Source organism: Microbulbifer guangxiensis, assembly GCF_021729075.1.
GTDB lineage: Bacteria > Pseudomonadota > Gammaproteobacteria > Pseudomonadales > Cellvibrionaceae > Microbulbifer > Microbulbifer guangxiensis.
The window spans coordinates 272,203-295,327 of the sequence record NZ_JAJSAQ010000003.1; the positions used below are offsets into that span (position 1 = coordinate 272,203).

At 60.7% G+C, this 23,125-nt stretch carries 17 protein-coding genes; 10 read left to right on the forward strand and 7 right to left on the reverse strand.

Annotation, left to right across the window (positions count from 1 at the left end; genetic code table 11):
- Positions 1-385: 385 nt before the first annotated feature.
- From LVD12_RS08225 to LVD12_RS08250, 6 genes are all read right to left on the reverse strand, one after another.
- A complete protein-coding gene (locus LVD12_RS08225) occupies positions 386-1,315 on the reverse strand; it encodes a class I SAM-dependent methyltransferase (protein WP_237067223.1) in 930 nt (309 codons plus the stop codon).
- 86 nt (positions 1,316-1,401) lie between these two features.
- Entirely contained in the window at positions 1,402-4,020 is a 2,619-nt protein-coding gene (locus LVD12_RS08230) for a TonB-dependent receptor plug domain-containing protein (protein ID WP_237067224.1), read from the reverse strand.
- Positions 4,021-4,291: 271 nt separating this feature from the next.
- Positions 4,292-7,072 (reverse strand): TonB-dependent receptor domain-containing protein, encoded by a 2,781-nt coding sequence (locus LVD12_RS08235; RefSeq protein ID WP_237067225.1) that lies wholly within the window; start codon positions 7,070-7,072, stop codon positions 4,292-4,294.
- 207 nt (positions 7,073-7,279) lie between these two features.
- A complete protein-coding gene (locus LVD12_RS08240; RefSeq protein ID WP_237067226.1) occupies positions 7,280-10,096 on the reverse strand; it encodes a TonB-dependent receptor in 2,817 nt (938 codons plus the stop codon).
- Positions 10,097-10,305: 209 nt separating this feature from the next.
- A complete protein-coding gene (locus tag LVD12_RS08245; protein WP_237067227.1) occupies positions 10,306-11,376 on the reverse strand; it encodes a FecR family protein in 1,071 nt (356 codons plus the stop codon).
- 397 nt (positions 11,377-11,773) lie between these two features.
- Complete coding sequence (locus LVD12_RS08250) at positions 11,774-12,298, reverse strand: RNA polymerase sigma factor (RefSeq protein ID WP_237067228.1); 525 nt, start codon at positions 12,296-12,298, stop codon at positions 11,774-11,776.
- A 209-nt stretch (positions 12,299-12,507) separates the two neighbouring features.
- On the opposite strand from LVD12_RS08250, the gene dnaX reads away from it, so the two are divergent.
- The 10 genes from dnaX (at position 12,508) to LVD12_RS08300 (ending at position 21,436) form a co-directional block, all read left to right on the forward strand.
- Positions 12,508-14,805, forward strand: a complete 2,298-nt coding sequence (gene dnaX, locus LVD12_RS08255) for a DNA polymerase III subunit gamma/tau (RefSeq protein WP_237067229.1) — start codon at positions 12,508-12,510, stop codon at positions 14,803-14,805.
- Between the two features lie 50 nt (positions 14,806-14,855).
- Positions 14,856-15,200 (forward strand): YbaB/EbfC family nucleoid-associated protein, encoded by a 345-nt coding sequence (locus tag LVD12_RS08260; protein ID WP_237067230.1) that lies wholly within the window; start codon positions 14,856-14,858, stop codon positions 15,198-15,200.
- Between the two features lie 33 nt (positions 15,201-15,233).
- Positions 15,234-15,848 (forward strand): recombination mediator RecR, encoded by a 615-nt coding sequence (gene recR / locus LVD12_RS08265; protein ID WP_237067231.1) that lies wholly within the window; start codon positions 15,234-15,236, stop codon positions 15,846-15,848.
- The gene (rnd, locus tag LVD12_RS08270; protein ID WP_237067232.1) at positions 15,848-16,981 is read left to right on the forward strand and encodes a ribonuclease D; all 1,134 of its coding nucleotides are present in this window, start codon (positions 15,848-15,850) and stop codon (positions 16,979-16,981) included. The genes recR and rnd overlap by 1 nt, the downstream gene beginning before the upstream one ends.
- Position 16,982: 1 nt before the next feature.
- Positions 16,983-17,270: a YcgL domain-containing protein gene (locus tag LVD12_RS08275; protein ID WP_237067233.1), complete on the forward strand. Its 288-nt coding sequence runs from the start codon at positions 16,983-16,985 to the stop codon at positions 17,268-17,270.
- A gap of 12 nt (positions 17,271-17,282) precedes the next feature.
- Positions 17,283-17,729, forward strand: a complete 447-nt coding sequence (locus tag LVD12_RS08280; protein ID WP_237067234.1) for a YcgN family cysteine cluster protein — start codon at positions 17,283-17,285, stop codon at positions 17,727-17,729.
- Positions 17,730-17,837: 108 nt separating this feature from the next.
- On the forward strand, positions 17,838-18,200 hold the full coding sequence (locus tag LVD12_RS08285; RefSeq protein WP_237067235.1) for a hypothetical protein: 363 nt from the start codon (positions 17,838-17,840) through the stop codon (positions 18,198-18,200).
- 192 nt (positions 18,201-18,392) lie between these two features.
- Positions 18,393-19,073, forward strand: coding sequence for a YEATS-associated helix-containing protein (locus LVD12_RS08290; RefSeq protein ID WP_237067236.1), 681 nt, complete (start codon positions 18,393-18,395; stop codon positions 19,071-19,073).
- 179 nt (positions 19,074-19,252) lie between these two features.
- Positions 19,253-20,098 (forward strand): AAA family ATPase, encoded by an 846-nt coding sequence (locus LVD12_RS08295; RefSeq protein WP_237067485.1) that lies wholly within the window; start codon positions 19,253-19,255, stop codon positions 20,096-20,098.
- Between the two features lie 156 nt (positions 20,099-20,254).
- Positions 20,255-21,436, forward strand: coding sequence for a vWA domain-containing protein (locus tag LVD12_RS08300; RefSeq protein WP_237067237.1), 1,182 nt, complete (start codon positions 20,255-20,257; stop codon positions 21,434-21,436).
- A gap of 71 nt (positions 21,437-21,507) precedes the next feature.
- Here the strand turns inward: LVD12_RS08300 and LVD12_RS08305 are convergent, their stop codons facing one another.
- Positions 21,508-22,989 carry a peptide MFS transporter gene (locus LVD12_RS08305; RefSeq protein ID WP_237067238.1) on the reverse strand — a complete coding sequence of 494 codons (1,482 nt, stop codon included), beginning with the start codon at positions 22,987-22,989 and terminating at the stop codon, positions 21,508-21,510.
- Positions 22,990-23,125: the final 136 nt, after the last annotated feature.

Genomic DNA, 23,125 nt, shown 5'->3' on the forward strand with positions numbered 1-23,125 from the left:
TTTCAATATGTATTAGATGTCGGATTGTCAGCTTGTGACTTTTGCTGGAGGGGAATCGCTGATTGAGAGGAAAGCATGGCTTTAAGGGTAAGACAGGTTGGGTGTCGTTGTGATTGGGAGTGGGTGGTTAAGTGTGTGATGGCATAGGGTGGGAAAAACCATCCCGCCCGGCTCGGCCTGCGATTACAGGGGCGTGAGTAGGGAAAGTGGTCGGGTTCAGATCGTCTGTCCCGGATGTGGTAGTCGGGGCTATTGAATATCCAGGATCACAAATGCCTGGGTCGTGCAGACTGGTGTGCTGCGACCGCGCGTGATGGCGATCACTTGGCAGGCCTGCTTTTAACCCCTGCAGGCAAAAATTCATTTTACATCTGGCAGAAGCAATTCATTTTTCGAGGTGAATGTGAATGCCGACCAGGTCGCCCTGGTGGTAAAAGTCCTGGGTTGTCACTGCCTTGAAGCCAGTACTCGTCGCAAGGTTAATGACAGCCTTGACGTCGTCATCTGACAGGGCCGCATTCACCATGTCGTCCAGCCGCGCCAGGGCGGCGGAATATTCCGACTCCCGCTCTTTCAGCCTCTCAAAAACTTCACCGGGGGCGAGCGTTCGCAGTTTTTTTAACTGACTGGCGATATCAGCCACCATCATGCTTGCCAATTGCTGGCCGGGGTGATCACTTCTGAATGCATTGATCGTCTGGTTCAGGAGCCGTGAATCATCCTGACTGGCTTTACCCTGGTCTGCGAGGGCTTTTGCAAAATTCCTGGCGGCATTGAAAATTTTGAACTCTTCTAACGCTGACCTGTAAACAGCGATTTCAGACTTCGAGTTTTTCAGGATTTTGGCTTGCTCCCGATGGCAAAAGAAATCCGCGTTTCCGGAATCGTTGAGTACGCGAAATACCTCAGGGACCGAGCGTTTCCAGTCGCCATATTCAATGCCGAACTGCGAGGTTATCAGGTCAAAGTGCCTGTCGGGAAAGCCCAGGTTTTCACAGGGCATGTGGCTGAAAAAAGTTATCCTTTTCCTGAGGCTGGCGATTTCGTCTGATGCCTTGATGTTTTCAGGGATTATTGCGAAATCCGAAGCCAGCACTTCCAGATCCAAGACGAGTTGATCGGAAGTCTGCAAGGCGATGCAGGCGAGGGCACCACTGCCGGTTGCAATGTCGAGAATTCTCCCATGACTTTTGACGCGGGAAAATATGTCCTGCCAGAGTTCTCTCAGCGGGCCCTGGTAATTATCGCGCATCGCATCACCAAAGGTGGTGATGAAACCCTGTTCCCAGAACTTGTTCCAGTGCGTCTGGCTCATGTTCAACCTCTTTACAAACAAAAAAGGGCCAACAGAGTTGGCCCTTTCCCTTCTTAAGTCAACAACCTAAGAATAGCGTCGCTTCCTTAGAAGCTCATGGTGTACTCAGCGTAAACCATGCGACCTGTTGCGTCGTACAGGTTGTAGTGGTCACGAGCGTACTTGCCGTCTTTGTCCATAACCGGATCTTCGTTGGTCAGGTTGCGAGCCCCGACCTTGATGGAACCGAAGGAGTCTGTGCTCAGGCGGTAAGCCAGGTTCAGAGTGGTCCAGTCGTCCAGGTCTTCGCCGGTTTTGGACAGGGAGCCGCTGCCGGATACTTTGGTGAACTCATCGTGCGCTGCGATGTAGTCGACAGTCAGGTCAACCGCGTGCATGCCCAGGCTCCAGCCGAAGACTGCTTGAGCGCGCATGTCCGGGTACAGGTTGAACGTGGATACGTCCTGAACCGGGCCCAGGTAGTAGGCGTCTTTCTCGTAAGAAAGCTGCTGGCTGATCAGGCCGCCGGCACTGAACTGACCGAACTCAGTATCAATAACGCCGTCGAGTTTAATGTCGACACCGGATACATCCAGGATACCGGCGTTGGTGGTCTGGGAGAAGACCTCGGTCTGAGCACCGGTTCCGGAGATCCAGATGCCGCTGGCAGGATCAAGTTCCACGCCACCTGCACGGGCCCAGAAAATTTCCTGTGTGCTCGGCTGAAGGATTACGTCTTCAACTTCTACGTTCCAGAAACCAACGTCCAGGTTCCAGCCGTCTGCGAACGCCCAGTTACCGCCAAAGGACAGGGAGGTGGAGGTTTCCGCATCCAGGTCTTCGTTGGTGGAGTAGTAGGTATCCCACTGACGGGACAGGCCGCTGGTCGGGTCAGTTGCATCTTCCGCGGAGAAGGCAGACGGACCGTACAGCTCGTCCAGGGCCGGAGCGCGGAAGCCTTTACCAGCGCGTGCACGCAGGGTCAGGGTGTCAGTCACGTTGTAAGTGGCGGACAGGGACGGTGCAACGTTGGAGCCAAAGTCGCTGTAGCTATCGTAACGAACGGCAGCGTTCACTTCGATCTGGTCGGTAACCGGGATGATGGCTTCCGCGAACGCGGCAGCGACATCACGCTCACCAGCGGCGGAGTTACCGGAACTACCACCTACCAGGCCGGCTTCAGAAGCGGCGTCGTACTGGTTGGCGTACTCGATGGAGTAGGCTTCAGCACCGGTCAGGACGATAGTTTCGCCCGCGCCCAGCCAGTTGCCAGCGTCAAACTGCAGGTGGCCGTAGACCTTGGACATGGCAGTGAAGTTGTCCTGGGAAGTGCTGGCACGCATGGCGGCAGCGCCTTCCGGGGAGAACGGATCAATGCCGGAAGCCATCACGTAATCCAGACCCGGGTAGGACAGGTAGTACTTACCGAATTCCTTGGACTCGTAACGGCCGCGCTGAGCGTAAGTCTCGTAGCTCATGCCGTTGGCCAGGTCACCGCGGAAGCCCAGGGTGAGGTCGTACTGGGTATCGGTCACGTAGTTGTCACGCGGGCCGATGTTGGTCCAGCGGTAGTAACCGTTGACTTCGTAGTTACCCTCGGTGATGGAACCGTCAGCCAGCAGGCCGTCGATATCGAAAGGCACGTCGGCGTAGTCGGCCGGCATGTCGTTCCACGGAGCGGCGGGCGGTGCATAGCGGCCGAAGGAATCAACCTTGGAGAACAGCGCGTTGGCGAAGAACTCTACTTCGTCGCTGATCTGATAGTTACCGCTCAGGAAGGTGTTGGCACGGTTCAGCTCGGCCTTGTTGGCAGAGATGTTGGCGTACGGGTAGGCGCACAGGGTGCCATCAGGCTCGCCAAAGGCGGCTGCGCCGGTCTCCATGAAGGTGGAGTCGTCGCCACAGCTGTTAGCTGCCTGAATGTCGTAGTAGCCAGTGCTCGGATCGTAGATCTCGATGGTCTTGCCGTAGTAAGACCAGCCATCGGTATCCAGGTAGGCGTCCAGACGGCCGTCGCCATTGTCGCGGATCCAGGCGGCAGTGTAATCGCGGTCGCCGTCGAAGATCGGGTCGCGACGGTTGTACTCGGCGGCAAAAGTGATGTTGCCACGTTCACCGGTGATGCCGGTTACGAAGCCGAAAGACTCTTCGATGCCGTCGTCATTGGAGCGCTCACCGCGGCGGGTGGTGAACTCGAGGCCTTCGAAGTTTTCACGCATTACCAGGTTTACAACACCGGCAACAGCGTCAGAACCGTAAACGGCGGAGGCGCCGTCGGCCAGGATGTCGATGCGCTCAACAGCGGTCATCGGGATCATGTTCAGGTTGATGGAAGCGGCGCCCAGGTTCGGGGAACCCGGCATGCGGCGGCCATTGATCATTACCAGGCTGCGCTGGGAGCCCAGACCACGCAGGTCCACGGTGGAGTTGGACTGTGCGGAGCTACCGGAACGCTCGTTGAAAGAACCGAGGGAGTTCAGCGGGGTGGAACGCAGGGTGTCAGAGATCATCAGGTTGCCCAGGGCTTCGATGTCCTGACGGTCCATGCTCACTACCTGAGCGGCTTCGTCGAAGTTGGTGCGCTTGATGCGGGAACCGGTTACGACAACTTCTTCGACCATCTGCGCGCCATCTTGCGCGAATGCCGGCATGGCGGGAACCATAACTGCGGCTGCGGTCAGGCTGATAGCGCCCTTCACAGCTACGGACAGGAGGTTCTTTTTCATTGTAAATCCTCTCTAAATCGTTGGATTTATAGTGTGTTGCCCCTTGGGGCTGTGATTGGAAGTGGCTACCCCCAAGCGGCCACTTCGCTCCCAACAAGACAAGAGACGGACGAAAGTCAGGATCCCTCAAAGGAATCTTCAATATTTCGCAAAATTTGTTTTGGCAGTTTAGGCAGGATGCGATTCGATCAAAAAATGATCAAAGCGATGGGGTTTGAGCGTCGGTAGGAGGGGGGAGAGCCGCTCCCCAGAGTGGGGAGCGGCGGGTTGGTTAAAATTTGAACTGCACGCGGCCGTAGAAGTAGCGACCGGTGGTGTCGTAGTTGAGCGGCAGCGTATTCATGTCATCGTAGTTGGTGACATAGGGCGGCTGCTGGTTGAACAGGTTGCGGATACCACCCGAGAGGGTGATGTCATCCCAGTAGAAGTAGCGGAAGTTCAGGTCCGTGTACCACTTGCTGTCGACATGGGTGGAGAGGTCGACGTCCCGGGGATCGATATCATCTACTTCGCCTTCCATCCGCACCACGACGGTGGTGGACCAGCAGTCCTTGTACTCGTAGCCCCAGCTGGTATAGAGCTTCCACTCCGGGAAGGCCGCGATTCGGGTAGTTACCGGGTCTACACCATAGAAGCCAGCGAGATCGGTCTCAGGCTCAAATTCACTGGCCTGGAAGTTCCACTCGTTGAGGTAGGTAGCGGTACCACTGAAGGTAAAGATGCCGTCCCCGAACTCCATGCTGTAATCCGCCCCCAGGTCCACACCGTTGGTTTCGAACGTGGAGATGTTCTGGCCGTTCAGCAGCTGGCCGGCAATGGTACCGCTCTGGTCCCGCCGCGGGCTGGTGGGTAGCGGGGTGAGGCCGACCGCAGCAGCACCGGTGATCAGGTCACAGGAGGGTGAGCTGAAGCCTTCACTGGTGTAACAGTTGCTGACGATGGTGTTGGTGTTGAAGGTACCGATGGCGTCATCGACGGTGATGTCGAAGTAGTCGATGGTAAAGCTCATGTCCTCGACAAAGGTCGGCGTCCAGACGATGCCCAGGGTCCAGCTTTCCGAGGTCTCATTTTTCAAGTCCTCGTTGCCGCCGAACAGGCCGGTGGCCTGGGAGTTGCCCAGCTCGAAATCGGGCGGCAGTCCGTCCGCCGCACAGTTGGCCCGCAGGACCGGGTTGCTGCTGCTGCCCCAGTTCACACAGGGGTCGGTATACGTCTCGGCAGATTGGGTCGGCGGCAGGAACAGATCATCGAGGCCCGGCGCGCGGAAGCCCTCAGCATAGGTGGCCCGGAAGCGGAGCTGCTCAATCGGGGCATAGTCGAGGACACCTGCCCAGGTCGTGTCACTGCCCGTCCGGTCATAGTCGGAGTAACGGAATGAGATTTCTGCAGCCAGGACATCCGCCCAGTCGCGTCCATCCATGAACGGCATGCGCACCTCGCCGTAGAATTCGTCCACATCGTAAGCGCCGCCCCAGTTCTCACCACTCACGAAGTAGATCTGGCCCAGCAGTGCGGCACCATCCACTACGGTGGAAGTGCGCTCCCGGCGCTTCTCATAGCCTGCAGCCCAGGCGAAAGGCTCGCTCGCGGTAGACAGGGTAAAGTCGCCGAAGTCGCCCACGATGTTGGCCTGCAGGCTGTTGAGCGTGGCTTTCTCTACCGGAGAGTTGGGCACCAACGCGTAATCCTGCCAGGGCTGGGTAAAGGTGCCGGGGGCAAAGGCGTTCCATGCAGTTGTGCCGTCCTCCAGAGCGGCTGCCGCACAGGCGGGATCAGCGGCACAGAGGTCCGGATCGAGCATCGTGGTAAAGCGGCTCGGATTGGAACGGCCAAAATCGATCTGGGAGTCTACCCAGCGCGCATAGTTATAGGAGATGTCCCAGGTCCACTCGTTACACCATTCCCCATCGACGCCAACAACGGCCCGCCAGGTGTTGAGGTCCTGGTTAAATGAGCGGCCGCCGGTTTCGACCAGGCGCCGGAGAATGACCGCATCCTCCCCTGTCGGGTTACCAGGGTTGGTCGCAGGCGCGGTTGGCTGGAAGAATGTGCCTTCCGGGGCCAGTAGCTGGTCGGATTGTCGGTTGGCAAACAGGATCTCACCAAAAGCACCGAAGGTGGTTAGGTTTTCCCAGTCCCAGAGCTCCTTCTCCCCGAAACCATAAAAAGTAACCACTTCCTGGGGCGTTACGAGGTAGCTGACTTCTGCATAGTTGAATGCGTCACCTGCGGGATTGAATGCCCGGATCTCGTCGGTGGTCGGGTCCAGGATCGGTCCGGTGGGAAAGCTCTCGCTGAAGAAACGCGGCGGTACGGTGTAGCTACTGCCGCCACAGAATACAGCGCCGCCCGTTTCAAACAGGGGGCAATCGGACCACTTGCGGTCGCCCTGGAAGATGTCTTCGCGCTTGGTGTACTGCACGTTGAACATCACATGACCATCGTCATCATCGGTGGCGGCACCGAAGGTCCACGCGGCGAGGTACTCCTGGCCGTCGTTCTCCTGCGAGGTTCCGGCGTCGAGGAATACTTCCGAACCCTCGAAGCTCTTCTTGGTGATGATGTTCACAACACCGGCGATGGCATCGGAGCCGTAGATGGTTGATGCACCGTCGCGCAGAATCTCCACCCGCTCGATGGCAGTGGTGGGAATGGTGTTCAGGTCAACCACGCCTGTGCTGGGGCCGGATGAACTGAGGCGGCGCCCATTCAGCAGAACGAGTGTTCGGGAGGAACCCAGACCGCGGAGGGAAACCGTCGCCAGACCAGGGTTGCCGTTGTTGACGGTGGAGCCAAGCTGGCCACCTGTCATGGATGGCACGGCCTGCAGGAAGTCCTCCAGTGTGGTTTGGCCGGAAGCTTCCAGTGCTGCGGCGTCAAACACACTGATGGGGGTGGCACTATTGGCGTCCGTTACGCGCTGGATACGCGAACCAGTGACAACGACTTCTTCCACCTGCTGAGCAAAGGACGGTGAAGTGGCAAAGCTTGTGGAAACGGCTGCGGCTGCAATAGCGCCCTTGATTGCCCGGGCTAGACGGGATCTGTCCATGGTATACCTCTCCTGATACCGGTTCTAAACGCCGAATACGGCAGTGCCCTCCATGACAACTGCTAACTACTATCAACAGAGGCTTGCTAAAACACTAGAACATTTTTTCGACAAGCAAAGGATTCATCGAACATTAGCGCGCCGTTGGCGGAGGAGTTCGACTCTTTGTGTGTCAGGAGGGAAACTGGGCGAAATGCAGCCGCTCAGTTAAAGGTTGAAGGTCAGCGTCGTGTACCAGTAACGACCACTCAATTCATAGGTGCGGCCGTCATAGTTGTCGTTGAATGCCGTGGCGGCAAAAGGCGGTTCCTGATCGAGTAGGTTGTCCACGCCCAATGCCAGGCGCACACCCAGGGGCGAGCGATAGGCCAGCTGCATATCGTGGCTGAACCAGCTGTCGATTTCCCGTTCAACCAGCGTAGCGTTGCGGTTGAAGGACTCCTGCAGTGGCCCGACGTAGTGGATAGTGTAGGCGCCCTCCCAGTGGCCCCGGTCCCAATAGGCGCCGGTATTGGCCTTCCATTCCGGGAGTGAGCCGGCGCCACCGCTGGCTGGGTCGATGAAAATTCCCGCGAGGTCTTCAAACGGTGACCCCGGTGCAGCCTGGTTGAGATACCGATCCATATGACTGCCGTTGAATGCCCAGCGGAAGCGGCCATTTTCTTCCGAGTTGCGTTCGTAGCGGAGCGACAGGTCGAGTCCGCGCACTTCGCGCGCACCGATATTGAGTCGGGTAGCGCGTATTCTGGTGATATCGCCGCGCTCGTCCCGCAGGACCCGTTCTGTATAGAGTCCCTCAAGGGCATTCTGGTTGATCAGGTACTGCGGGCTCGTATCGATTACATCGTTCTGGCGGATATCGTAAATATCCACTGTGGCGCTGAAGCCCTTGGCAAACCGTGGTGTCCATACCGCGCCAACGGAGCGGTTGTCGGAGGTCTCGGGATTCAGCTCGGGGTTGCCGCCGAACTCGGTCAGATACTGAATGCGGGCCGGATCTGACTGGCCGCTACAGCCCGGCAGGCTGGCTGCATCGACCCGGGTACAGGGATCGAACAGGAACTCCTGGCTCTGGTAACCGGTCTGGTTCATGTCGACCAGGGTCGGTGCCTTGAAACCGGTGGCATAGCTCGTGCGCAACAGCAGAGAGGGCACGGGCCGCCAGCGAAAAGCCAGCTTCGGGTTTGCGGTAGAGCCGAAATCGCTGTAGTCGGAATAGCGGATGGCGCCATCCAGCCACAGCCGGTCCTCCGACAGCGGCACCGAGATTTCCGCAAAGGCCTCACTAATCATGCGTTGTCCCTCCGCGGAACCGGAGGCGCTGCCGCCGATAAACGACAGGCCCTGCGCATCGTTGGAGGTGAAATCAATGCGCTCGCGGCGAACCTCCACCCCCGCAGCGGCCAGGATATCCCCCGCGCTGTAGGTGCCGAGGATGCCGTCTGCCACGTAGGTCATGGAAGCCATTCGAGAGCTGCCTGTCACCCGGCTCTCACTGCGAATGTAATCCAGTTGTGCTGCGTCGATGCTGCCTGTGGGTCCCAGCAGGTTGATCGCCACGCAGCCCGACTCGGTGTTGCACTGTTCCGGGCCCTTCAGCCCTGCGGACAGCCGGTTGGGATCAATCAGGTTGATCAGGCTTTCATTGGCACGGGTGTGGTGAAGGCCGATGGTGAGAGCCCATTGCCAGGTGTCCCAGCGGCCCTTGAGACCCGTGTTGAGGCGCCAGGTCTCCGTGTCGTTGAACTGGCGGCGAGGGCCCAGTTCCAGTACCCGCTTGCGCACATCCTCGATGGGGGTGCCGAAGGGGTTGTAAACATTGTCGGCGGCAATGGTGAGGTCACCATTGTCGAAACGGGAGAAAAGTGGTGTTGGCGCCAGCTGGGTCTCGGCAGTGGTGCGCACGCCCATGGCCTCGAAGAATGCCACCGACCTGTCATCGAAATCGTAATTACCGGAGACGTAGAGGGAATCACGGGAAGATGGGACCACGGCGGTGGTAAAGACGCTGTAGTCGTACCTGTCTTCCCGCGTCCATGTGCGATAGTCGCCATCCTCGGCATTGGTGACCACCATGCCGTCACCGAGGTCAATGTAGCCGCCAGGGGTGGCGGATGATCGCAGGTCCGTACCTCCGCGCACCCGGTTATCTGCGGTCGCGGACAGTGGCCGGTCGCGACTCAGGAGCACGCCCTGGCTGTAATGGGCGAGGCTCGCCATCAGGTGGCCGCGATCTCCGGCTTTGCCCCAGGTGAGGTTGTGGGACTCGGTCTGCAGGTCCCCGCGCTCCGCCTGGCCAAAGTAGCTGTTGAACGCAACTCCCTCGAAGTCCTGGCGGAGAATAATGTTGACCACGCCCGCGATGGCATCCGATCCGTAGACGGCGGATGCCCCATCTTTCAGGATCTCGATCCGCTCGACAGATGACAGCGGGATGGTATTGAGATCCGCGGCCTCGCCACCGAAGCCGTTATTGACGATACGGCGTCCGTTGATCAGGACCAGGGTATTGCTCGCCGGCAATCCGCGCAGGGTAACGGTGGCTGTACCGTCACCGCCATTGCTGACCGCGGTACTGGTGGAGTTGCCGGAAACGGCGGGCAGGAACTTCAGTAGTTGTGCAACCGTCTGGGCCCCGGTGATCTCGAGCTCTGGCTGGGCGAGTACATCGATGGGGGCATAGCTATCCAGCTGCAGGTGCCGCAGGTGGCTACCGGTGAGATTGCGCCCGGTAACCGTAATTTCCTCAGGTCGTCCGGATGGTCGCAGTACCTCCCCTTGCTGTTCGACCTCTCCCGGTCGTTTTACCACCGCGACGGCAGCCGGTCCGAGCTGCTCAAAGGTAAATGGTGAGTCCTGTAGCAGTTGATCGAGGAGCGGGTCGATCTGGCCGGTCTCGGGATTCAGTACCTGCGCCGGCATCAGATAGCTGTTGGCAGAGGGGGCGTCCACCAGAATGGAAACCTTGCACTCGCGGCCCAGGGCAATCAGGGCCCGGGACAGGCTGCCCGCAGGGAGGCGCACCTCTTCTTCCGGGCAGGCGGCATCGGCTCCGGAGGAGAGTGCCAGAAGAACTGCCAGGGAAAGAGTGGCCCGAGAAATCAAAGATCCGCCCGCTTAGCGTCGATCGCCCTGCACAACAGCGGTGCGGGCGAGTATTCATTGTCGTTTTAGGTGGGCGTTACTCCAGCGTGTGGCTGGTTAAATAACGATCGCCCGAGCGGGTTTATATCTTAGTTACTCTCGGCTGACAAGAGAGTCAGGTTAGGATCGCTGCTATCTGCAGTGAGGTCCAGGGCGGCAGCGATGGCCTTGAGGGTGTTGTCAGGGTCTGACAATTCGAAGGTTCCGGACAGTCGGCGGTCGGAAACGGAGGGCGCTGCCCGCGCCGGGACCGGCAGGTAGCGGTTGAGTTCTTCCAGGGCTTCCGCAAGCGGTGTGTCTTCGAAAACCAGTACGCCACGGGTCCAGTCCAGAGCCTCCTCGGGGGAGGTTCTGCCCACGTCGCCCATGCCGCTGCCGGAAACACTGACTTTCTGGTTTTTAACCAGTTTGACGCTTTCCGGGGTCAGGCCGGGAGCGCTGGCAGCCTCACTGACTGCGACGGTACCGCCGGTGACGGATACCCGGGTGTTGTCGGGATTGCGCTCGACATTGAATTCGGTTCCGAGAACACGGATGTTCGCCTTGCCCGCGGCAACGGTGAAGGGGCGGGCGGTCTGGCGTGCCACATCAAAGAAGGCCTCGCCCCGGCGCAGCTCGGTGTGGCGCTCATCGCGGGTGAAAGAGACTGCCAGTTCGGAATTGGTGTTCAGTTGCACCGTTGAACCATCGGCCAGGGTCACGGTCCGGGTCTCGCCAACGGCAGTGGCGTAAAGCTGCTGCTGAGGCGCTTCTCCGCCCAGCCACTGATTGCCGATCCACAGCGTCACTACCAGGCAGGCGGCCACCACGCCGCTGCCAAGCAGCCAGCGGGTCCAGTCTCTTTCGCTGGGCTCTTTATGCCCCCTATGCCCCTTATGCGGCTCTGCAGCGGCATGTTTACTGCGGCGGCGGGCGGCCGGGCTTGGCCGGCTCTCCGGGAAGAGGGTGTCGATCGGCATATGGCGCAGGGCACCCAGGTCGCCCCAGAGTTCGGCCATGGAGTCGAACGCCTCGCGATTCTCGCTGGAAGCCTGCATCCACTGGGCGAAGTTCCGGCGATCCGCTGCGGTGACATCGTCCGAGCGCAGGCGGGCGATCCAGGCGCAAGCCTGGTCCAGCCGATCTTCATTTTGTACTTCTTGTACGCCCGATGTGTTCACCGCTGCTGATCCTGTTCTATCTCGCCTGAGTACCCGGCCGGTGCACTGGCCGGGTCTCGATTTCCTGGTTTATCGGGCGAGATCCTGTGATCTGCCGACGACCCGAAATGGTGCATTTTACTAAACTGGTGCCTTTTGGCGCGTTTTTTCACGTTTGGTGGGCTTTTAGCGCAATTTTTTTCATTCTGCGCGGCAAAGTTTAGCGTTTAATTTTCAATGTGCCTCGGTTTTTGCTTTCAGATGACCGGGCTTTGAGATGAGACGACTGAGCAGGGCCGTCCCTCAAAGGTTTTTGTGAATAATTCGGTACTGGTGTGCACAAGCGCTGTGCATTGCTGCCCAGATTGGCGACCCGATGGCGCAGGCGCGCCCGAATCGCCGTGCTCTGTCCCTCTGCTCAGTCATTGTCAACCCGTCGCCGGCAGGCCTTGAGGGCCTGCAGAATGTATTTCTCGACGCTGCTGACGGAGGTATCCATTTCCTGGGCGATTTCCGTATAGGAAAGGCCGCGGGTCCGGTGCAGGAGGAACGCCTGGCGGCACTTCAATGGCAGGCTGTCCATGGCCTCATAAATAGACTGCAGCTGCTGGCGCGCCGCCAGCACCCGCTCGGGCGACTGATGGTCGGCGTGGTCATCGGTCACCGTTTCGCCCTCAGCCGGCATCTGCTGGCTGACGTATTCCGAGTGCAGCTTGCCGCGGCGCAGCTGGTCGACGGCCAGGTTGTTGGCAATCTGGTAGAGGTAGGCGCGGGGGTTCTCGAGTTCTTTCTCGTCGCTGAGCTTCTGCAGGCGGAGGTAGGCGTGCTGGGCGATGTCCTCAGCATCCTCGGTGTTGCGCACGATGCGCGCAACAAAGCGCACCAGCGCCTGCCCGTGTTCGGCAAACAGCTTTTCCAGAAGCGTCTTCCGAGCTCTGTTCATCAGTCCGTGGGATTCCTTGTACTGCGTACGCCGGGTTCTTGGGCTTATTGTTTTGAGGCGTAGCGCACAGTTATATCACAGCGTATGCGGGGGGGACGAGGGCGATTGCCGGGGTTATTTGCCGGCAGCCTGTGCTGGGGCGCCGATGCCGGTATAATGGCCGCCGCTTAGCAAATGTTACCAATGGCGCCAGGGGCGCTGGAGAGCGGATGAGTTATCAAGTACTGGCACGCAAGTGGCGGCCGCGGTTATTTCGGGAGATGGTGGGCCAGGAGCATGTGCTCCAGGCGCTGATCAACGCCCTCGACAATGGCCGCCTGCACCATGCCTACCTCTTTGCCGGTACCCGCGGGGTGGGCAAGACGACCATTGCCCGCATCCTGGCCAAGTGCCTCAACTGTGAGACCGGTGTCAGCTCTGAGCCCTGCGGTCAGTGCGCTGCCTGTACGGAGATTGCCGACGGGCGCTTTGTCGACCTGATCGAAGTGGATGCGGCCTCCCGCACCAAGGTAGAGGACACCCGCGAGCTGCTGGAGAATGTCCAGTACGCGCCGACCCGGGGCCGTTACAAGGTGTACCTGATCGACGAGGTGCACATGCTCTCCAACAGTTCCTTCAACGCCCTGTTGAAGACCCTGGAGGAGCCCCCACCCCATGTGAAGTTCCTGCTCGCCACCACGGATCCGCAGAAGCTGCCGGTGACCGTGCTGTCCCGCTGCCTGCAGTTCAACCTGAAGAATATGAGCCCGGAGCGGGTGGTCGAACACCTGCGCTTCGTGCTGGGCCAGGAGATGGTCCCCTTCGAAGAGGGCGCGCTCTGGCATCTGGGGCGCGCCGCTGATGGCAGTATGCGTGACGCCATGAGTCTGACGGACCAGGCGATTGCCTTCGGCGGTGGCAAGATCGCCGAGGCCGAGGTCCGGGCCATGCTCGGCAGTATCGATACCGGCCTGGTCTGGAAACTGCTCGAGGCCCTCACCGCGGAGAGCGCGACGGCCCTGTTTGCGGCGGTAGCGGAGCTCGCCGAGCAGGCACCGGATTACAGCGGTGCGCTGGCGGAGCTGGCCAACAACCTGCATCGCATTGCTGTTGCCCAGGTGTTACCCCAGTCGGTGGACAACGCCCTTGGCGACGGTGAGCGGTTGAGTCAGTTTGCCGCCCGCCTGGCCCCGGAAAACGTACAACTCTATTACCAGATGGCGCTGCACGCGCGCCGCGACCTGTCCCTGGCCCCGGATCCCCGCAGCGGCTTCGAGATGGCGCTGCTGCGGATGCTGGCGTTCCGCCCCCAGGGTGTGGCCGATGTACCGACGGCACCACTGCCCGCCACCGGACAGGCCGAGCCGGCGAATGTGCCACAGCAGACCTCCGCGGAGGACGCCGTAAAAAAGCCCCAGGCGGAGGTCCAGCCGGCTGAAGTCGGCCCCGACACCCGTGGTGCGGCGCCCGCTGCAGAACCGCTTCCACAGGCTGTGCCGACCCACGTTGAGGTCGCACGGCCTGAACAGGGCACGCCAGTGCCCCCGGCAGCTGAGAATCCCGCGGTTCATGGCCAACCGCAGGCGGGAATGGGGGCCATGGCACCTTCAGTGGGTGCAGAGGGTACAGTGGGTGGGCCAGCAGCAGGTGAACCATCGGTGGGGCAGAATGCTGCTGTTGCCACTGGCGCAATGCCGCCGATGAGTGCGCCGGCTGCCAGCGAGGAAGCACCGGGCGCACCGACCGAGGCTGCCCGAGACACCTCGCCTCAGGCGCCGCCTTCAAGCCAGAATCCGCAACGCCCGGCCGACGATGCACCGCCCTGGGACGTGGAAGTCTCCGGCAATGCCCCCCAGGCGCCGATGCAGGCACGCGAGCAATCTGCGCCCGGCGCTGATACCCGCTCGACTGCAGAGAATGCCCGGGAAGTGCAGGCACCGGCCCCGGCGGAATTAGCGGCGTCGGCCGGCGCGGCGCCTGCAGGCGAACCGGCCGCCGATGAACGCGCGGCGCTGCGGGCGCTGCTGCGCGAACAGGTGGCGGCGGTGCAGTCCGCCCCTGCCGCCCCGGTACCCGCACCGCAACCGGTGGCGAAACCGCAACCGCAGAGCGCCCCCGGGGCCCGGCTGGAATCCCTGACGCCGGGCACCTGGCCGGCACTGTATGGCCAGCTGGGAGTGACGGGCATCCTGCATTCCATTGCCTTCCACCTGGAATTGGTGGGCAGGCAGGACAATATACTGTCCTTTACCCTGGACGAGTCCTACAGCAGCCTCTACGACGAGGTGCACCAGCGCCGCCTGGCGGATGTGTTGGGTGACTTTTTCCAGCAGCCGGTCACCGTGCATATCCAGGTGGGGCAGGTGCAGGGCGGCACGCCGGCGCGCCTGGCTGCGGCAACCCGCGAGGCCCGCGCCGTGGCGGCCCGGGACGCCCTTTCCCGAGATCCGCTGGTGCAGGAGCTCGAGCAGGAGCTGGGCGCCGAACTGGTGTCCGAGTCCCTGGAGTACCTGGCCGAGAGCGACTGACTCCGGCCTGTATCCAGCAGCCGGAATAAGCATTCAGAGAGAGGTTTATCATGAAAGGTTTGGGCGATTTGATGCAGCAGGCCCAGAAAATGCAGGCCGAGATGCAGGAAAAAATGCAGAAGATGCAGCAACAGCTGGCAGATCTGCGGGTGGACGGCGAGGCTGGTGCCGGCATGGTCAAGGTAACCATGAACGGCAGTCATGATGTGACTGCGGTGAATATCGATCCCAGCCTGTTGTCCGAGGACAAGGAAATGCTGGAAGACCTGCTGGCCGCCGCTGTGAACGATGCCGTGCGTCGGGTGGAGGAAAAGACCCGGGAACTGCAGAAGGAGCAGATGGGCGGCCTCACTGCTGGCATGAACTTGCCGGAAGGGTTCAAGTTCCCCTTCTAGAACCCCCGCTTCCCTAACCAGACAAGAGTTTGCATGTTCAGTCCCCTGATTGAAGAATTGATAGGCGCGCTGCGCTGCCTGCCTGGCGTCGGGCCCAAGTCTGCCCAGCGCATGGCGATGTACCTGCTGGAAAAAGACCGCGATGCGGCCGGCCAGTTGGCCCGTGCCCTGGAGCAATCCATCGAACGGGTGGGGCGTTGCAGCCAGTGCCGCACGCTGACCGAGCAGGAAATCTGTGCCCTGTGCGCGAATCCCCGTCGCGACGAAAAATCCCTCTGCGTGGTCGAGACACCTGCCGACGTACTGGCCATCGAACAGGCCGGTAACTACCACGGGCGTTACTTCGTGCTGCACGGACACCTGTCGCCGATCGACGGCGTCGGCCCCGGTGACCTCGGCATCGACCTGCTGGAGCGTCGCCTGGCCAGTGAGCCGCTGCAGGAACTGATCATCGCCACCAACCCGACCGTGGAAGGCGAGGCGACGGCTCAATTCATCGCCGAGCGGGCCCGCGCCCACGGGGTCGCAGTCAGTCGCATTGCTCACGGTGTACCTATTGGAGGCGAGCTGGAATACATCGATGGCGGCACCCTGGCGCACGCTTTCAACAGCCGTACGGCCTTTTTCTCCGGCGGTCGGGAGTCGTGATGCTGAATGTGGATACCACGCCGCACTGGGTGGACAGCAGTGAAGAGCTGGCCCGCCTGTGTGAAAAGTGGCGCGGGCAGAAAGCCGTCGCCCTCGATACCGAATTTATGCGCAGCCGCACTTTCTACCCACAGCCGGCACTGGTACAGGTGGGGGATGGTGAGCACTGTTACCTGATCGACAACCTGGCGATCGAGAACCTGGAACCGCTGCGCGAACTGATCCTGGACACCAGCGTGACCAAGATCATGCACAGCTGCAGTGAAGACCTGGAAACTCTGGATCGCCTGCTCGGCGCCATTCCCGAGCCCATTTTTGATACCCAGATCGCCGCGGCCATGACCGGGCTCGGTGCCGGCCTAGGCTATGCCGCCACCGTCAAAACCCTGATCAACGTCGAGCTGCCGAAAAGCGAGACCCGGTCGGACTGGCTGCAGCGGCCGTTGAGCGAGGCCCAGAAGACCTACGCCGCGCTCGATGTGGCCTGGCTGCCGCACGTCTATGCAGTGCTGTTGAAGCGACTGAAGGAAAGTGACCGGCTGGCGTGGCTGCAGGAGGACTGCGAGCAGCTGGTAGCCGCAGCCCGCAATCCCCAGCCGCCGGAGCTCTATTACCAGAAAGTGAAAGGTGCCTGGCGCCTGCGTGGCAAACAACTGGCGGCGCTGCAGGATCTCTGTGCCTGGCGGGAGCGGGAGGCGCGCCTGCGCGATGTGCCGCGCAACCACCTGCTCAAGGAGGCCGTTTGCCTGAAGCTGGCACAGCAGCTGCCGGAGCATCCCGCGGCCATGGCGCAGCCGGGGCTCGAGGGCCGGTCCCTGCGGGAGCATGGTGATACGCTACAGACAATCATCAGCCGGGCCCGTGAGCGTCAGGATGCCCCGCCGTCGTTGCCGCAACCGCTGACCCGGCGACAGGGGGAATGCCTGAAAGCGCTGCGCCAGCGGGTGAACGAAATCGCCGAGCGCGAGGGCCTGCCGGCGGAAATCCTGGTGCGTAAGAAGGAACTGGAAGAATTACTACAGGCCAGTCGGCCGTCCCTGGAGGGGCGCTTGCGCGGCTGGCGCGGCGACCTCGTCGGCGCTGTCCTGCTGGAAGGCGTTGAAGCCGCCCGTGAAGAATCGGAGAGCAAGTAGTTTGAAAACGGTTTGTGATGTCTATCGCAGTCCCCTTGAAGACGAGATGTATCTTTACGTCGACAAGCGCGAGGGCCTGGAGAGGGTGCCGGAAAAACTTCTGGAGCTATTTGGCCAGCCGAAGCATGTCATGACCATGTTGCTGACAGCGGAGAAAAAACTGGCCCGTGCCGATGTGGCGAAAGTCCTGGCAGATATCGGTGAGCGCGGCTTTTACCTGCAGATGCCCCCGGTTGTGGACAGTGAGATGAGCGCAATCGCAGCCCTGAACAGCAAGCTGCAGCGCTGAGGGGGGGCAGGTTTGAGCGAACGGCCCTTCTGGGAGAGCAAGCCGCTGGAGGCAATGAGCGATTCCGAGTGGGAGTCACTCTGTGACGGCTGCGGCCGCTGCTGCCTGCATCGCCTCGAGGAAGAGGAGAGCGGCGAGGTGTATACCACCAATGTGGCCTGCCGGTTACTCGATACCCATTCCTGTCAGTGCAGCCGCTACCCCGAACGCAAACAGCTGGTCCCGGACTGTATCCAGTTGCGCGCCGGGGACGTACAGGCTTATGACTGGCTCCCGTCGACCTGTGCCTATCGCACCCTCGCCGAGGGCCGGCCACTGGCTGACTGGCACCCGCTGGTGTCCGGCCGCGCCGAGTCAGTGCACGAGGCGGGTATCTCGGTGCGCGGTGCCGTGATCAGTGAAGAGTTCGTGCACCCGGACGATTTTGAAGAGCATATTGTCAACTGGGTGGGCGACTGAGCCACCCCTGGCCGGGCATCCAGGCCCGCCAAGATCCCTGTGGCTACGGCCATAGACCGGAAGTGAAAAAAGGAAGCAGAGCATAAACCTATGGCAGAAGAATATCGTTTGGCCTGGTTGATTTACGCCGGCGGCACCCTGGTGTTGCTGGCGGCAGGCTGGTGGTTTATGCGCAACTGGGGTTGGAGCTGGCTGCGCCGGGCAATTCTGCTGGTGGTCGCCGCGGCATTGCTGGTGCCGGTCCGCAGCGGCATGACCGATGCGCCCCCCATGCCGGTGCTGCCGCTGTTCGTCTACCAGACCGTGTTCGAGGAGGAGGGCGCAGCTCCGGAGGTCACTGCAAACCTGGTGTTCTCCACAGTCGGTGCCCTGGCGCTGGTTTCGGTGTGGGGGCTGGTGGTGCTTCTCGTTGGTCGCCGGCGCCAGAAGCAACGCGAGCTCGACCAGGACCCCTATTTCAACGAACCCTGAATCGACGCCTCTCGGGCAGCTGTTCACGAACTGACCCGATTGGAGAACTAGGCGCCGGATCCCACTTTCGCCGCCACGGCCGGGGTTGGCAGCTGCTATATCTATAGGGCTGATCTGCGCCTCTGGCGCAGCATCGATCCGCCAGATAATAGAGTCGGCAGGCGCGGGACAGCGCCTGACAGAGGGCTACGGATGCTCGACCATCTCCTAATACTTGCCGCCGTGATGCTGGTTTCCGGGATTCTCGGTGGCCTCGTGAACTACTACCAGATGCTGTTCACAGAAGAGGACCCGGCAGGCCTGGCCCGGTGCCTGATCATGGGCCTGTGCGGCGCCCTCATGGTGCCCATCTTCCTCAAATTCACCCAGAGCGACCTGCTGATCGAGATCCAGGGCGATCCCTCGCGACTATTGATTTTCACCGGCTATTGCCTGCTCGCGGCCATTGCCTCGCGCATGTTCGTGTTTAACGCGGCGCGCCGGCAGCTGCGCGACGCAAGCATCGCCCGGGCACGGGTGGAAAGCCTGGAGCAGGAGCTGCGCGCCATGCAGCTGGAGATGATGCCGCTGCTGGAGCACGAGATCGAGGGGGATCCGGAGCAGGGCCCGAGCCTGGACTTCAACCAGATCCGCAAGCTCGATGAGAACGCGCTGCACGTGCTCAAGCTGCTGAATAGCGGTGACTGCGTGTTCCGCTCCCTGCACGGCATGGTCCATGAGGGCGGTATGGAGACCAATTCGGTGGCGCGCGCCTTGAACGGCCTGCTGGTGCTGGAGATGGTCGGCAAGATACACAGCCACCTCGGTATCCGCTGGTACATCACTGACAAGGGGCGCCAGGTGGTGCACCGCCGCAGTGCCGAAGTGGCCTGAGCAAACTCCGGAGTCAGCCGCCTGAGTCACGACTTCAGATAGTTCCCCCCCGAGCTTCCCCCCTGGTCAGTGGCGCTGCGCCCGGACCTGTCACTCCCTTTGACCGATTCCGTCTTTGGCAGCCGCCGGGCAATCTTTTACCATCGGCGCACCTGCCTGTATTTGAGACTGGAGTGACGATGAAATTTACCGGCACCGACAGCTATGTGGCGACCGATGACCTGCAGATGGCCGTCAATGCGGCGGTTACCCTGCAGCGCCCGCTGCTGATCAAGGGCGAGCCCGGCACCGGCAAGACCCTGCTGGCCGAAGAGGTGGCGAAAAGCCTCGGGGCGAAGCTGATTCAGTGGCATATCAAGTCTTCGACCAAGGCCCAGCAGGGCCTGTACGAGTATGATGCCGTGTCGCGCCTGCGGGACTCCCAGCTGGGGGTGGACAGGGTTCACGATATCCGCAACTACATCAAGCGGGGCAAGCTGTGGGAAGCCTTCGATGCGGATGAGCGGATAGTGCTGCTCATCGACGAGATCGACAAGGCGGACATCGAGTTTCCCAACGACCTGCTGGTGGAACTGGATCGCATGGAGTTCTTCGTTTACGAGACCGGCGAGACAGTGAAAGCCCGCCACCGCCCCATTGTGATCATCACCTCCAATAACGAGAAGGAGCTGCCCGATGCTTTCCTGCGTCGCTGCTTCTTCCACTACATCAGCTTCCCGGACCGGGAGACCATGCACAAGATCGTGGATGTGCACTATCCGGGCATCAAAGGCCAGCTGGTGGCAGAGGCGATGGATATCTTTTTCCAGCTGCGGGAAGTGCCCGGCCTGAAGAAAAAGCCTTCCACGTCGGAGTTGATCGACTGGCTCAAGCTGCTGCTGGCTGACGATATTCCCGAGGAGGTGCTGAAAAACCGCGACAGCACCAGTGCCATCCCGCCGCTCTATGGTGCGCTGCTGAAGAACGAGCAGGATGTGCATATGCTCGAGCGCCTTGCCTTTATGGCGCGGCGGGAGAATCGGTAGCTGTCCCGGGGTATTGGCGGTGTCGCTGGCGGGTGGGCATCCGTGCGACACGCCGTGAATACATCCCTGTAGGCTCTTTCGCGGGATCCCTCCCGCGAAAGGTCACAGGGATGCCCACCCGCCATCGTCACCTTCGCCCGAAATTTAAAGGTCAATATGCTGATCGGTTTTTTCCTCAACCTCCGCCGCTACAAGCTGCCGGTTTCCACCACAGAACTGTTGTCACTGCTGGAGGCCCTGGAGCAGCGGCTGGTGTTTGCCGACCTGGAGGAATTCTATTTCCTCGCCCGCACCTGCCTGGTCAAGGACGAAAAGCATTTCGACAAATTCGACCGCGCCTTCAGTGCCTACTTCAAGGACCTGGAAACCCTCGACGACGTGCTGGAGCAGATGATTCCGGAGGACTGGCTGCGGGCGGAGTTTCTCAAGCAGCTGAGCGAGGAAGAGAAGGCGAAGATCGAAAGCCTGGGCGGGCTGGAAAAATTGCTGGAGGAGTTCCAGAAGCGGCTTGAGGAACAGAAAAAGCGGCACAGCGGCGGCAACCGCTGGGTCGGCACCGGCGGCACCAGCCCCTTCGGTAACAGCGGCTACAACCCCGAGGGCATCCGTGTCGGCGGCAGCAGCCGCAACCGCTCCGCGGTCAAGGTGTGGGAGAAGCGGCAGTTCAGGAACCTGGACGACAGCATCACCCTGGGCACCCGCAATATTCAGGTGGCACTGCGCAAGTTGCGGAAATTTGCCCGTACCGGCGCGACGGAAGAGCTGGACCTGAATGACACCATCTCTTCAACAGCCCGCAATGCCGGTCTGCTGGATATCAAGATGGTGCCGGAGCGGCATAACGCCATCAAAGTGCTGATTTTTTTTGATGTGGGCGGGTCCATGGACCCCTATGTGAAGGTGTGTAAAGAGCTGTTCTCGGCCTGCCGTTCAGAGTTCAAGCATCTGGAGTATTACTATTTCCACAATTTCATTTACGAGCATCTGTGGCGGGATAACACGCGCCGTTACAGTGAGACCACGCCCCTGCTCGAGGTCTTGCGCACCTACGGCAAGGACTACAAGGTAATCTTCGTCGGTGATGCCTCCATGGCACCCTATGAAATCACCCACCGCTACGGCAGTGTCGAGCACATGAATGAGGAGCCGGGGGCGGCCTGGATGGAGCGTGTGACGGAGACCTACCCGGACGTGGTGTGGCTCAATCCGGTGGCGGAGGAATACTGGCAGTACACACCCAGTATCGGCATCACCCGCCAGCTTGTCGGTGGGCAGATGTACCCCATGACGTTGGAGGGACTCGACCGGGCCATTGCGCGGCTGGTGAAGGGCCGCTGATTTATCCGCGGTTTTGCAATAAAAAGGGCCGGCTGTGTTTTAGCAGCCGGCCCTTTTTTGTCATGCGACGGTCAGTTGTTGCCGCTGAAATGTTTCCGCGGTGCGCCCTCGTGGTCGGCGGTAATACCGATTTCTTCCTTGGTGGTCGGGCCCACTTCGGTGTGCCATTCCTCGGCGCCATGCATCCAGTCCACCAGTTTCTCGCGGATGAAGAACAGGATGATGCCGGCTCCGATGGCCGCAATGGCCACGCCACCGAAGGTGGCCAGCGGGCCGGATTCGCCCACCAGTTTACCGATCTCAGCCGCCCCTTTATTGGCGATGCCGATAAAGGCAAACCACAGCCCCATCATCAGTGACAGGTAGCGTAGCGGCGAGAGCTTGGTGACCATGGAGAGGCCGATGGGCGACAGGCACAGCTCGCCAATGGTGTGGAAAATATAGGCCAGCACCAGCCACCAGAGGCTGGCCTTGGCAGTCTCGGAATCGCCGATCTGCAGGGCGGCACCTACCATGGAAACGAAGCCGAGGCCGAGGAATATCAGGCCCATGCTGAACTTCCCGGGCGAGTTCGGTTCCCGGTCACCGAGTCCGACCCAGATACTGGCGATCACCGGCGCCAGGATGATGATGAACAGCGGGTTCACCATCTGCAGCCAGCTGGCCGGGATTTCGAAGCCGCCAACGTTCAGGTCGGTGTTGTATTTTGCAAACAGGTTCATCGAGCCCGCCGCCTGTTCAAAGCCGGCCCAGAAGATCACCGTGAACACACCGAGAATCAGAATCACCTTGATGCGGTCCCGTTCTTCGGTGGTGAGGGGCTTGTGCTTGTCGGCCACGTCCTGTTTGAGCCCAAGCTGGGCCGAGGGCTGGGTGCCGAGTACGCCGAGGTAGCGGTTGGCCTGGGTGAGCTGCAGCAGCAGGCCCAGGGCCATGCCGAGGCCGGCGACAAAGAACGCGAGCTGGTAGTCCACCTTTTCGCCGATCCAACCGATCACCAGGTAGCCGAGGATCGAGCCCAGGTTGATGCCCATGTAGAAGATGGTGAAAGCGGTATCGCGACGCTTGTCCCCCTCCTCATAGAGGTCGCCCACCATGGTGGAGATGTTGGGTTTGAAGAAGCCGTTGCCGAGAATGAGCAGCGCCAGGCCCAGCCACAGCATGTAGATTTCGGTACCGTCCGGTAGCCAGCTGTGGGGGAAGCCGAGGGCAAACTGGCCCAGCATCATCAGGGTGCCGCCAAACATGATGCAGCGTCGCTGGCCCCATTTGTTGTCTGCGACCCAGCCGCCGATGATGGGGGTGAGGTACACCAGCATGGCGTACCAGCCCAGGTAGCTGAGTGCCTTTGACTGGCGCTCCACGTCCGATAACTGTTCCCAGCCAAAAGCGACTGCTGCCGCGGCCGAGGTGAGATAGAAGACGAAGATCCCGCGCATGCCGTAGTAACTGAGCCGCTCCCACATCTCGGTGCCGAACAGCAGGAACAGTCCCTTGGGATGCCCCATCAGTTCGCCGGCATCTGCAGGGGGTCTTGGCTTGAAGTCTTGCATGTCGGTACCTCTGACAGGCAATGGGCTTGGGAAAAAAGTTTTCCCTCGCGGGCTGGCGGGGGATGCAATTGCCTTGAGTATAGAACAGCGCCAAATGGGCTCCGGCAACTCCCGGCGAGGATTTAGCCGCCAGTGG